Here is a 12512-nt window from a genome sequence, read left to right on the forward strand (position 1 = left end):
TTCAATATCAGTATGATACAAAAATTATAACAAGGTTGTTGAGAACAGGAAACGAGAGGGAATCAGGCTGAAAACCGTGGATAAACTGTGGATAACTTTTTTGTGAAAATGTATTGACGGGGGGGCGGTGTGGGATAAAGTGGCATAAAAGTGTGACTTTTTGGGAAGAATGGTCATGCTTTTGGGTGTCATGTCCGCTGACGGCAATGAAGTCTATTACCTGCTCGAACATCGCCACACCGTGGACGATAAAGGCAGGGTTTGCATTCCCGCTGACTGGCGGGCCCCAGCCGGACAGGAGACCACGTTCTTTCTCATGTTGTGGGACAAGAACGATCAGCCGCCGTGTTTGATGGGTGTGCCGCCCAGCGGCATGCAGGAGTTGCTGCGGCGGATCAAAGAGTTGCCGTTTTTTGACTCCTCGGCGGAGAGCTTGCAGCGCCTGGTGGCGCGCTCGACAAAAGTCACGGCGGACAAGGTGGGCCGGATCCGGCTGCCGGAGCAACTGGCCAAGGCGGCCAACCTGGGCAAGGAAGTGGTGCTGAAGGGGTTGTTGTTTCGTTTCCAGATTTGGAATCCTGAATACTACGCCCAGGTGCAGGCCAAGGATCTGGACCGGCGCGATGAGTCGCAGAAATTAGTCTAGCCTATGAGTCTGGCGCAGTATCTGGCTTTGGGTAATAGCATCAAGCAGGTGAGCGGGCCGGGCCGTTACAAATTGCCTGCCGGGCCGGTGCTGCCGCGCTTTGAGGGCTGGCAACGGGAGAGGATGCCGGGGAAGCGGCCCGGCGGGGGCACAGCCGGGAAAACGCCGGTTGATGCTTCGCCAGCCCCGGTGGCGAAGGTGGCGGAGCGGGTGGAAAGCCTGCCGTCCGTGCCCGTTGAGGCGGCGCCCGTGCCGGCGGAGACGGGGGCGCCCGTATCCGCCCCCATTGCGGCCCCGGTCCGCGGCCGCTGGTTGTTGCAACCGCGCAGCCGGAGGGACGAGCAAAGCCCGCTGCCCCGGCAGGGGGAGCTGGCCTTGGGGCTGGTGCAGCCGGTGCGGAATGATTTGCGGGATTCGGATTGGGAAGTGGTGCCGGTCAAGGCGGCGCCGACGCCGGGGCCGGCCCGGCCCTCCTGGTGGGCGCGGTTTTGGCAGTGGTGCAGGGCGCGATGGCGGCGCTCCAATCGGCGGAGCCGATGAGATGTCTGAATTTGTCCACCAGCCGGTGATGGTGGAAGAAGTGCTGGCCTGGCTGCAGCCGCGGGCGGGCGGACGTTATGTGGACGGCACGGTGGGCGGCGGGGGGCATGCGGCGCGGATTCTGGCGGCCAGCGCTCCGGATGGCTGGTTGTGCGGGTGCGATCGGGATGCGCAGGCGCTGGCGGCCGCGGCGGAGCGGCTGGCGGCCTATGCGGGGCGGTTCGAGCTGCGGCAGGGGAATTATGCAGAGCTGGATGCCTGGGTGCCCGCCGGCAGTTGCGATGGAGTGCTGCTGGATTTGGGCGTCAGTTCGCCGCAGCTCGACCAGCCGGAGCGGGGATTCAGTTTTGCCCAGGATGGTCCTTTGGATATGCGGATGGATGCGCGGCAAAGCCTGACGGCGGCGACCTTGATCAATGAGGCCCCGGTGGAGTATCTGGCCCGCATTTTTCAGGAGTACGCGGATCAACCGGGGGCGTGGGGGCTGGCGCGGGCCATCGAGCGCGAGCGGCAGCGGCGGCGGTTTGAGAGCACGCGGCAACTGGCGGATTTCATTGCCGCGCGCCAGCCGCAGGCGGGACGGCGGACGCATCCGGCCACGCAGGTGTTTCTGGCGTTGCGCATCGCCGTGAACGACGAGCTGGGCGGCCTGCAGCGGGGGCTGGCGGCTGCGGAACGGGTGTTGAAGCCGGGTGGGCGGTTGTGCGTCATCACCTTTCACTCGGCGGAGGATCGGTTGGTCAAGGCTTTCGGACGCGAGGCGGCCCGGGACTATGAGTGTCCCGGCGGGGTGGATGTGCCGGAGCTGCGGCGGCCGCGCCCGCCGCGGATGCGGTGGTTGACGCGCAAGGCGGTGCGGGCGGCGGCGGCCGAGTGTGCGGCCAACCCCCGCAGCCGCAGCGCGCAGCTCCGGGTGCTGGAAAAATGTTAAGTGCGGGTGGCGACGAGTTATGAAAAACCGGAAACGTCAGACGTCGGCGGTGCGGTTCGGGGTGGCGCTCAAGACGGTTTTGTTGTGTGCGCTGCTGGCGGCCGCCGGAGTGGGCTACGTGGGTTTGAAGAATCAGATTCACCGGCTTTCGCAGGACATCGTGCGCAAGGAAAAGCAGTTGGAGCAACTGCGCGCCGACAACGCCCGGCAGGCGCGGCAACTGGCCACGCTGCGGGCGCCGCCGTTTCTGCATACCCGGGCCGCGGAGCTGAGCCTGGGGCTGGTGCCGCCCCAGCCGGCGCAGATCGTCCGGCTGCCCGAGCCGCAACTGCCGCCGGGCGCAGGGACGGCCGCCGGCCCGGGAGAAACCACCGGCCGCTGGCAACTGGCCGAGGCTCCCGCCGCCGGGCTGCCGGCGGTCCGCGCGGCATTGCGCTGAGACAAAACGATTTTGCCGCCACCCGCGCCGACACTGAAAATTGAGGGTTCGGTAGGCGGCGCGGGTGGCAGGCGGGTTGAGCGTTTTCATGATCACCGCCCAACAACTGCGGCGCATGGGCTTTCTGGCCGGGCTGCTGCTGCTCGGCTTTGCCGGCCTGGGCTACCGCCTGGTGGAGCTGCACGTCGTCAGGCACGAGGTGCTCCTGCCGCAGTCGGAAGCCAACACGCGCCGGGAGTTTTTGTTCACCCCCCGCCGGGGGGAGATTCGCGACATCCGCGGCAACCCCCTGGCGGTGAGTTTGCCCGCCAAAACCGTCTGCGCGGACCCCAGTTTGATCGGGCCGCATGCGGCGGACATCACGCGGGCGCTGGCGCCGGTGCTGGCCCTCCCGGAGGCACGGCTCTACGAGCTGCTGAGCCGCCGCTGGCGCACCAATGCGCAGGGGCAGTGGATGACCAACCGGTTTGTCATTTTGAAACGTAAAGTGCCGCTCGAAACCTGGGAGCAGGTGCGGCGCGTGATGACCAACATGACCTTTGGCCTTGAAGGCAAAACCTTGAGCCGCACGCAGGCGCAGTTCTACCACAACCTGCGGCATAAGGCCATTTTCCCCTATCCGGTGGACGATCAACTCCGCGTGTATCCCAATCAGCGCCTGGCGTCCCATGTCCTGGGTTACGTGGGCTTGCACGAGGTGGAGGTCAACGGCCAGCCGGTGTTTGATACGGTGGGCATGGACGGCATTGAGCGCCTCTTTGATCGTCATCTGGCCGGCGTGCGCGGCTGGCGTGTCACCGAGAAGGATGGGAAGAATCGCGAGCTGGTGTTTTTGCGGCAGCAGGATGTGGAGCCGGCCGACGGCTTGAATGTGGTCCTGACCCTCGATGCCCAGGTGCAATACATTGTGGAAACGGAGATCGCTGCCGCCGCCCGGCAACACCAGCCCGACAGCATCACCTGTCTGGTGGTGCGCCCGCGCACGGGCGAAATCCTGGCCATGGCCACCCTGCCGGATTTTGATCCCAATGCCCCCGGCGATTATCCGCCGGAGGCGCGGCGCAACCGCATGGTCACCGACATGAACGAGCCGGGCAGCACCTTCAAGGTCGTGGTGGTGGCCGGGGCGCTCAATGAGGGGCTGGTCCGGTTGGAGGATGTCATTTTCTGTGAGAACGGCGCCTTTGCCTTTGGCGGGCGGGTGCTGCATGACCACCACCGCTATGGCAATTTGACGGTGGAAGGCATCATCACCAAATCCTCCAACATTGGCGCGGCCAAGATCGGCCTGCTGCTGGGCGAGCAGCGGCTGTACGAATACATTCGCGCCTTCGGCTTCGGCGAGCGCACAGGTGTGAGCCTGCCGGGGGAAATCCCCGGGCTGGTGTATCCTCCCAAGCATTGGGAAAAGGTGAAAATCGCCCAGATTCCGATGGGCCACGGCCTGGCGGTGACGCGAATGCAGATGGCTTATGCAATGTGCGCCATCGCCAACCACGGCCTGCTCATGCGCCCGCTGCTGGTGGACCGGCTGGAGGACAACGAGGGCAAGGTGGTGGCCAAATACAGTCCCCAGCCCGTCCGGCAGGTGATTAAACCGGAGGCGGCGGCCCAGATGGTGCGCGCCTTGAAGACGGTGGTCACCCGCGAAGGCACGGCCTACAAGGCCCGCCTCGAGCATTACACCTGCGCCGGCAAAACCGGCACGGCCCAAAAGCCCGAAAACGGCACCTATTCGCATGACAAGTATTATTCCTCCTTCATCGGCTTCTTCCCCGCCGATCAGCCGGAAGTCTGCGTGTCGGTGGTGATGGACTACCCCAAACACGGCTACTACGGCGGCGAAGTGTGCGGGCCGGTGTTTCAGCGGATTGCTGAGCGCATCGGCAACTACTTGAATTTGCGTCCCGATATCGAATCCCCCCCGGCCACCGGCGGGCGGCTGGCGGCCCGGCCGGAGGGACGGTCGCTGTCGGGCATGGCGCGTGACTGACCACCTGAGGGCCTGAACATGCAAACCACCATGACCTTGCGCGAACTGGTGAAGGCCTTGCAGCCCACCCGTGTGGACGGCTCGCTCGACCGGCAGGTCAGCGGCATCGTCTATGATTCGCGCCGCGTCACCCCGGGCATGTTGTTTGTGGCGGTCCCGGGCCAGAACACCGACGGCCATCAGTACATTCCGGAAGCAATCAGCCGCGGCGCCGTGGCGGTGGTGAGCGAGCGCAACGGCTATCCCACCACCCGCGTCACGCGCATTTTGGTGCCGGATGCGCGCGAGGCCCTGGCGCGGCTGGCGGCCGCCTTCTACGGCCATCCCTCGGCGCGGCTCCAGATGATTGGCGTGACCGGCACCAACGGCAAAACCACCGTGGCCTTCATGGTGAAAGCCATTCTGGAGGCGGCCGGCTGCCCCAGCGGCTTGATGGGCACCGTCCGCTATGAAATCGGCGAGCGCGTCATCCCGGCCTCGCGCACCACGCCGGAATCGGTGGAAATTCAGGCCATGCTGGCCCAGATGCTGCGCAGCGGCTGCCGGGCCTGCGTGATGGAGGTCAGCTCCCACGCCTTGGATCAAAAGCGCGTCCTGGGGGTGGAATTTGATGCCGCGGTGTTCACCAACCTGACCCAGGACCACCTCGACTGGCACGGGACCATGGAAAATTACTACGCCGCCAAGGAAAAGTTGTTCCGCTCCAGTGGCGGCAGCAAAAAACAGGCCGCGGTCATCAATATTGACGATGCGTACGGCGAGCGTCTGCTGCGCGCCAGCGATTGCGCCGTGAAGCTGACCTATGGTTTGTCCGAGGCGGCCCAACTGCGGGCCGTGGACGTGGAACTGGGGGCCCATGGCTGCCGCTTTCGTGTCGAGGGCGGCCCCGAGGTGTTTCCTTTGCAGTTGCCCCTGATCGGGCGGCACAATGTCTATAACGCGCTGGCCGCGGCGGGGGCCGCGCTGGCGTTGAAACTGCCGGTGACGGCCATTCGTCAGGCGCTCGAGCATCTGCCCCCGGTCCCGGGCCGGCTGGAGCGGGTGGACGCGGGGCAGCCGTTCACGGTCCTGGTGGATTACGCCCATACCGATGACGCCCTGCGCAATGTGCTCCGCACGCTCAAAGAGATCACCCCCGGCCGCCTCCTGGTGGCCTTTGGCTGCGGCGGCAGCCGCGACAAGGGCAAGCGCCCCAAGATGGGCCGCGTGGCCGCCGAGCTGGCCGATTTGACGTTTGTCACCAGCGACAACCCCCGCAAGGAATCGCCCGAGGAAATTGCCGCCGCCATTGTCGCCGGCTACCACGAACTCCGCCGGGAAGGCTGCATCGTGGAGCTGGACCGTCGGCGGGCCATTGAGGAAATCCTGCGCCAGGCGCGGCCGGGGGATACGGTGTTGCTGGCCGGCAAGGGACACGAGACCTATCAGGAATTTCGCGACACGGTGGTGCCGTTTGATGACCGGGTCCATGCCCGGGAAGTGCTGGAAGTGCTGGGCTACCGTCCCGGCAAGGGCAAAACCACCGCTAAACCGAGCTAAACCCATGCAACCCGCCACCCTGCATGAACTGGCCCAGGCCTGCCGCGGTGAATGCCGCGGGCCGGCGCAGGTGGTCATTGAGCGGGTGTGCACCGATTCCCGCCAGGTGCGGCCGGGGGATTTGTTTGTGGCCTTGGAGGGACCGAGATTCGACGGCCACGCTTTTCTCACGGCCGCCCTGGAGGGCGGGGCGCGGGCGGTGCTCGCAGCGCGCCGCCGGTTGTCCGGCCTGCCACCTGCGGCCCCCGCCATCCTGGTGGACGACACCCGGGCCGCGCTGGCGGAGCTGGCCCGGCGCGAGCGGCAGTTGTTTGGCGGCGTGGTGGTGGGCGTGGCCGGCTCCCACGGCAAGACCACCACCAAGGAGCTGGCGGCGGCGGTGTTAGGCCCGACGCGGCGGGTGCTGAAAAGCGCGGCCAGCTTCAACAATGATATTGGTGTCCCCTTGACACTTTTAGGCCTGGAGCCGGCCCACGAAGTGGCCGTCGTGGAGCTGGGCACCAATCATCCCGGCGAGCTGGCTCCCCTGGTGCGGCTGGCCGCCCCCCGCTACGGCCTGCTCACCGCGCTGGGCCGCGAGCACCTGGAGTTTTTCGGCTCGGTGGACGGCGTGGTGGAGGAGGAGGGCTGGCTGGCCGAACTCCTGCCGGCCGAAGGCCGTTTGTTTGTGTTGGGGGATGACCCGTTGGCAACGCGCGTCTGCCGCCGCGGCCCGGCCCCGGTGACGCGCGTGGGCTTCGGCCCGCACAACGACTGGCGCGCGCAGCTCCTGGGCATGGATGAACGAGGCGCCACCTTCCAGGTCTCCGCGCCTCGCCCGGATTATCAGCGCGAATTTACGCTGCCCTTGCTGGGCAAGCATCAAGTGCTCAATGCCCTGCTGGCCCTGGCCCTGGCGGCCGAATTGGGCGTGGCGGCCGCGGACGCGGCGCGCGGACTGGCCGCCTGCCGCCCGGCCCGGATGCGGCTCGAGTTGCAGGAATTTGAAGGCATTCGTGTGTTGAATGACGCTTACAACGCCAATGCCGATTCCACCCGCGCCGCCCTGGACACACTGGCCGCCCTGCCTTGCGCCGGCCGCCGGTGGGCCGTGCTGGGCGACATGGCCGAGCTGGGGCCGCATGCCGAAGCCGCCCATCGTGAGGCCGGGCAACTCGCCGGGGAGCTCCGGTTCGATGTGCTGGTGGCAGTGGGGGAAAAAGCTGAACCCACCGCCGAGGCCGCCCGCCAGGCGGGTCTGGAGCGGACGCACGCGTTTAGCACACTGGAGGCGGCCGCGGAATATCTGTCGCACGAGTTGCGGGCGGGGGATCTGGTGCTATTGAAAGCCTCGCGCGCTGCCCGGCTGGAGCGGTTGATCGAGCGGTTATGGCCTCCCGCCGGTGTGGGCGGCCAGGTCGCGCTTTGAATAAGCCATGGCACGCAGTGCATCCAAAAAAAATGTTTTGCGGCGGCCGCCGGCGCCGTTGCCGGAGGCGGTGGTTGCGGCGCGGGCGCTGGCGCTCGGCCTGCCGCGTTTTGCCGTGCGCCTGGCGGGCGGGGCGCGTTTGAAACCCTCCGCCTTCCCGGGGCCGCGCCGGGTTTGCGAGTAACATGCTGTACTACCTCAGCCAATATTTGCTGCATGCCGTCGAAGGGACGCCGGCCGAGGATACCTTGTCGTTCCTCCGCCTGTTCAAGTACCTCACCTTTCGCGGCATTGCGGCCGCCGCCACGGCGCTGCTGCTGAGCCTCTGGCTGGGGCCGTGGTTCATCGGCTGGCTCAAACGCCTGAAGATCAGTCAGCATTACGTGGACAAGGCGGAGGAGAGCGGCATCGAGCGCATGAAACCCGGCGACAAACGGGGCGTCCCCACCATGGGCGGGCTGCTCATGGTGCTGGTCATCAGCCTGACCACGTTGCTCTGGGCCCAGTGGAACACGCTGGTGCAGTTGACGCTGCTGGCCGCCATCATTTTGGCCGGCCTGGGATTCATGGATGATTACGCCAAGATCACCCGCCAGCGCAGCGACGGCGTCACGGCCCGCACCAAATTGCTGGTGCAATTTTTCATGGCCTTCTTCATCGCCGCCTATTTGTGGTATCTGCCGGCCACGCGGCACTTGGTGAGTGAAGTCTGGGTGCCCTTTTACAAACATCCCGTGCTCACCGGCGCGGCGGGCGCGGTGGCGGGCATTCTGATTGTGGTGCTGGCCATTGTGGGCACCTCCAATGCCGTCAACCTGACCGATGGCCTGGACGGCCTGGCGATCGGCTGCACCACCATCGTCGCGTTTGTTTTTCTGGTGATGACCTACGCGGCCGGACGGGTGGACTTTTCCCAATACCTGCAAATCACTTATGTGCCGGGCGCGGGCGAGCTGACGGTGCTGGTGGCGGCGCTGATCGGAGCAGGGCTGGGTTTCCTTTGGTTTAACTGTTATCCGGCGCAGGTGTTCATGGGCGACACCGGCTCGCTGGCGCTGGGCGGCATTCTGGGCATCGTGGCGGTGCTCATTCAGCAGCCCTTTGTGCTGCTGATTGCCGGCGGGGTGTTTGTGCTCGAGGCCGTTTCCGTGATGCTGCAGACAGGGTACTTCAAATACACGCGCCGCCGCTACGGCGAGGGCCGCCGCATTTTCTTGATGGCGCCCCTGCATCATCACTTCCAGAAAAAAGGCTGGCTCGAAACCCAGGTGGTGACCCGGTTTTACATCATGTGCGTGCTCTTTGCCGTGCTGGCGCTGGGCACGTTGAAGATACGTTGAGGCATGGCGTGCATGAACTGGCCTCCGCATAAAGTGATCGTGATTGGCCTGGGCCGCAGCGGCCGGGCGGCCGCCGCCTGGCTGGCCCGCCAGGGCGCCCACGTTCTGGCCGTGGACGCGGCGGATTCCCCCGATTTGCGCCGCGCCGCCGAGACCCTGCGGACGGCGGGCGTGGAAGTGCAACTGGCGGTGAAGGAGCCGGTGGCCGGGCCGTTTGATCTGGCGGTGCTGAGTCCCGGCGTGCCGCTCGAGCAGCCGCTGGTGCAGCGTTTGCAGCAGGCGGGCACGCCCCTCTGGGGGGAGCTGGAGCTGGGTTGCCGTTTCCTCCGCTGCCCCTATGTGGGCATCACGGGCACCAACGGCAAAACCACCACCACCGAGCTGGTCGAGCGCCTGCTCAATCACTGCGGCCGCCGCACCGTGGCGGCGGGCAATATCGGCCTGCCGGTTTGCGCTGTCCTGGAGCAAAGTGCGGACTACGAGATATTGACCCTCGAGGTCAGCTCCTTCCAATTGGAGACCATCCAGACCTTTCGTCCGCAGGTGGCGGTATTGATGAATGTGACGCCGGATCACTTGGACCGCTACCCCGGCATGGAAGATTACCTGCGTGCCAAGGCGCGGATTTTCATCAATCAACAGCCCGAGGATTGGGCGGTGGTGCAATGCGATGCTTGGGAGCAAATGCGCGCCCAGGGATTGGGCGTCAACGCCCGGCGCATCCTCTTTAGTGCCACCCAGCCCGGCGGGGACTTGTGGTTGGAGCGCGGCATCATCTGCTCGCGCCTGCCCGGTTGGGAAGGGCCGCTGCTGGATATGCGCCAGTGCCGCCTGCGGGGAGTCCACAATGCGGAAAACCTCATGGCCACCCTGGGCGTGGCTTACGCGTTGAGCCTGCCCAAAACACCCGCCCTGAATGCCCTGAAAACCTATGCGCCCGCCCCGCATCGTTGCGAATGGGTGGCCGAAATCAAGGGCGTCCAGTACATCAACGATTCCAAAGCCACCAATGTGGATGCCGTCCGCAAGGCCATCCTGTCCATGCCCCAGGCCGAAACCTCCGGCCCCAACATCTGGCTCATTGCGGGCGGTAAGGACAAAGGCCTTGATTTCCATGAGCTGGGACCGCTGCTGGCCCAGCGGGTCAAAGGCGCCTTTCTCATCGGTGAGATGCGGCATAAGATGCGGGCCGCGTGGCACTTATACGTCCCCTGCGAGCTGGTGGAGGATTTGCCCACGGCAGTCAAACTGGCCGCGGGGAAGGCGGTGGCCGGCGATGTGGTGCTGCTCTCGCCCGCCTGCTCCAGTTTCGACCAATTTCGAGATTACCAGCATCGGGGGGACGTTTTCCGGTCGGTGGTATTGTCTCTAAAAAACACAATAGATTGTGGTTGCATATCCTTGACGGCACAACATAATGGAGATGCCGTCAATAAAACCAAAAATGGCGGCCCTGAGAAGGCACAGGATTTGACAAAGCAGTGAAAAATTTGCCTCGGGCTTTTTTGAGGGAAAAGCCCGGGGCAACAACTAAACCCAAACCTCAAAGAAAGGACGCTGAATGCGTTAAAGTTATGAGCAGTCAAAACCCGCTAATGCCGCAAGGCGCTCTGGATGAGCAGAGGCCGCGCAGCAAATCGAATGTCTATATCGCCGTGTTTGCCATCCTGGCATTTCACGTGGTCTTGTTGGGGGCTTTGTTGTTGCAGGGGTGCAAGGACAACCGGGGCGGTGCCTCCGTGGCCAACAACAACGAGGCCGGTCTGGTATTGCCGAGCAACCCGCCACCGGCCGATTTGGGCATGGCCAATCCCTTTGCCCCTCCGCCGGATGTGGCGTCGAATCCCGTGGGGACGACCGCGCCGCCTGCCCCGGTGAACACCCTGGCCGGAGGCGGGGCCACGTTGCCGCCCACTCCCGGACCCGCGGTGGTGACTCCGCCGACGGCCACTCCGGCTCCGGCGGCGACGGCCGCCGGCGTGCGCGAGCATGAAGTGCAGGCCGGTGAGAATTTCACCACGATTGGCAAGAAATACAACGTCAGTCCTACAGCCATCGCCAAGGCCAATCCCGGCGTGGACTCGCGCCGCCTGCGCGTGGGTCAAAAACTTAAAATCCCCGAGGCGGCGGCCACCGTGGCGGCGGCGCCGGAAACGCGCGCTCCGGCTGCGACGCCGGCGGCGGCGCCCGTGCCGGCGGGGGCGGTGACCTATGAGGTGAAACCGGGTGACACGCTGACCAAGATTGCCCGGAGCCAGGGGACTTCGGTGGAGAAAATCAAATCTGCCAACAACCTGAAGACCACCATGATTCGCGCGGGGCAGAAACTGGTGATTCCGCCGCGTCAGGAGGCCGCCCCGGCGGCGCCGGCGGTGCCGCCGACCAGCACGGGTTATGTGACACCCTTGCCGGGCCGGACGACCGCTTCTCTGTAAAGAGGGTTCAGTGGACCGGGCGCCCGGTGGCCTCAGCCGGGCGTCCGTTTTTTCCCGGAAGTGAGGCAAGGCAACTTTTTCATGCGCCGCGAGAGAAATACCCTGCCGCTGGTGGCCCATCTGCTGATTGGCTGCGTGGGGGTGTTGCTGGCGTTGGGCATGGTCAGTCTCTACAGCGCCAGCATGACGGCCCGGGGGGCGCAACTGGTGCAGCAGCAGGTGATGTGGTGCGCGCTGGGCCTGATGGCGGCGGCGGTGTGCGCCGCCATGGACTACCGGCGCTGGCAGCGCTGGGCGGTGCCGCTGGCGGTGCTGGCGAGCTTGGCCCTGCTCCTGGTGTTTGTGCCGGGCCTGGGCAAAACGATCAAGGGCGCCCGCCGCTGGATTCAGTTGGGGCCGGTCAATTTTCAACCCAGCGAGCTGGCAAAACTGGCCGCCATTATCGCGCTGGCCGCTTACGCCGCCCATCGGCAGCGGCGCATGTCGCGCTTCAAGGAGGGGTTGCTGATTCCGGGCGCCTTTCTCGGGGCCATGGGGGCATTGATTTTGGCAGGGCGCGATTACGGCACCACGTTGCTTTTTTTGAGCGTGGGGGGATTGATTTTGTTGGTGGCGGGGGTGCGCTGGCGCCATGTCCTGCCGCTGGCCCTGCTGGTGATTGCAGGGTTTGCAGCGGCCATCTGGAACAACGATGTCCGGCGCACGCGCGTGCTGTCCTTTTTGTATCCGGAAAAATACGCCGAGACCACCGGTTACCAGGCTTACCAGGCCATCCTGGCCTTTGGCTCCGGCGGGGTGGACGGGCGCGGACTGGGCGACGGACGGCAAAAAACATTTGTGCCGGAAGTGCACACGGATTTTGTGTTGACGACGGTGGGCGAGGAGCTGGGCCTCAAAGGCAGCCTGGCGGTGGTGGTGGCGTTCATGGTGTTGTTGATCTGCGGGATTGCCATTGCGGAGCGGGCCGCCGATTCCTTCGGCATGTATCTGGCTTTTGGCATCACCGCCCTGATCGGTTTGCAGGCCTTTGTCAATATCGCGGTGGTCACCAGTTTGTTGCCCAATAAAGGATTGCCGCTGCCCTTCATGAGCTATGGCGGCTCGAATTTGTTGATGATGATGGCGGCGGTGGGCATTTTGTTGAGTGTCGCCCGCCGCGGCGTGGAGCTTGAGCCGGCGCCGGCCAACCCCTTTGAAGGCGAGGCCCCATCCCTGCGGGAGGAGGAGGCATGAGGAGCCGG

Annotated in this window: 12 protein-coding genes; all 12 read left to right on the forward strand. The window is 65.1% G+C overall.

Translation table 11 applies throughout. The features are described from left to right. Positions 1-175: 175 nt before the first annotated feature. The 12 genes from N3J91_13370 to ftsW all read left to right on the forward strand — a co-directional run bounded on the left by N3J91_13370 (position 176) and on the right by ftsW (position 12504). Positions 176-646 (forward strand): hypothetical protein, encoded by a 471-nt coding sequence (locus N3J91_13370; protein ID MCX8157411.1) that lies wholly within the window; start codon positions 176-178, stop codon positions 644-646. Positions 647-649: 3 nt separating this feature from the next. Next, positions 650-1186, forward strand: coding sequence for a hypothetical protein (locus tag N3J91_13375; protein MCX8157412.1), 537 nt, complete (start codon positions 650-652; stop codon positions 1184-1186). A gap of 1 nt (position 1187) precedes the next feature. Continuing rightward, on the forward strand, positions 1188-2117 hold the full coding sequence (gene rsmH, locus N3J91_13380; GenBank protein ID MCX8157413.1) for a 16S rRNA (cytosine(1402)-N(4))-methyltransferase RsmH: 930 nt from the start codon (positions 1188-1190) through the stop codon (positions 2115-2117). 19 nt (positions 2118-2136) lie between these two features. Beyond that, a complete protein-coding gene (locus N3J91_13385; protein ID MCX8157414.1) occupies positions 2137-2556 on the forward strand; it encodes a hypothetical protein in 420 nt (139 codons plus the stop codon). 88 nt (positions 2557-2644) lie between these two features. Continuing rightward, entirely contained in the window at positions 2645-4549 is a 1905-nt protein-coding gene (locus tag N3J91_13390) for a penicillin-binding protein 2 (GenBank protein MCX8157415.1), read from the forward strand. A gap of 18 nt (positions 4550-4567) precedes the next feature. Next, positions 4568-6088 carry a UDP-N-acetylmuramoyl-L-alanyl-D-glutamate--2,6-diaminopimelate ligase gene (locus N3J91_13395; protein ID MCX8157416.1) on the forward strand — a complete coding sequence of 507 codons (1521 nt, stop codon included), beginning with the start codon at positions 4568-4570 and terminating at the stop codon, positions 6086-6088. 4 nt (positions 6089-6092) lie between these two features. Then, positions 6093-7496, forward strand: a complete 1404-nt coding sequence (locus tag N3J91_13400) for a UDP-N-acetylmuramoyl-tripeptide--D-alanyl-D-alanine ligase (protein ID MCX8157417.1) — start codon at positions 6093-6095, stop codon at positions 7494-7496. Between the two features lie 7 nt (positions 7497-7503). After that, positions 7504-7680: a hypothetical protein gene (locus N3J91_13405; GenBank protein MCX8157418.1), complete on the forward strand. Its 177-nt coding sequence runs from the start codon at positions 7504-7506 to the stop codon at positions 7678-7680. A 1-nt stretch (position 7681) separates the two neighbouring features. Continuing rightward, positions 7682-8836, forward strand: a complete 1155-nt coding sequence (mraY, locus tag N3J91_13410; protein ID MCX8157419.1) for a phospho-N-acetylmuramoyl-pentapeptide-transferase — start codon at positions 7682-7684, stop codon at positions 8834-8836. 12 nt (positions 8837-8848) lie between these two features. Then, a complete protein-coding gene (gene murD / locus N3J91_13415; GenBank protein MCX8157420.1) occupies positions 8849-10321 on the forward strand; it encodes a UDP-N-acetylmuramoyl-L-alanine--D-glutamate ligase in 1473 nt (490 codons plus the stop codon). Positions 10322-10410: 89 nt separating this feature from the next. Next, entirely contained in the window at positions 10411-11271 is an 861-nt protein-coding gene (locus tag N3J91_13420; protein MCX8157421.1) for a LysM peptidoglycan-binding domain-containing protein, read from the forward strand. Between the two features lie 81 nt (positions 11272-11352). Next, entirely contained in the window at positions 11353-12504 is a 1152-nt protein-coding gene (gene ftsW / locus N3J91_13425; protein ID MCX8157422.1) for a putative lipid II flippase FtsW, read from the forward strand. Positions 12505-12512 lie beyond the last annotated feature (8 nt).

It is taken from the genome of Verrucomicrobiia bacterium (assembly GCA_026414565.1).
Lineage (GTDB): Bacteria > Verrucomicrobiota > Verrucomicrobiia > Limisphaerales > Fontisphaeraceae > Fontisphaera.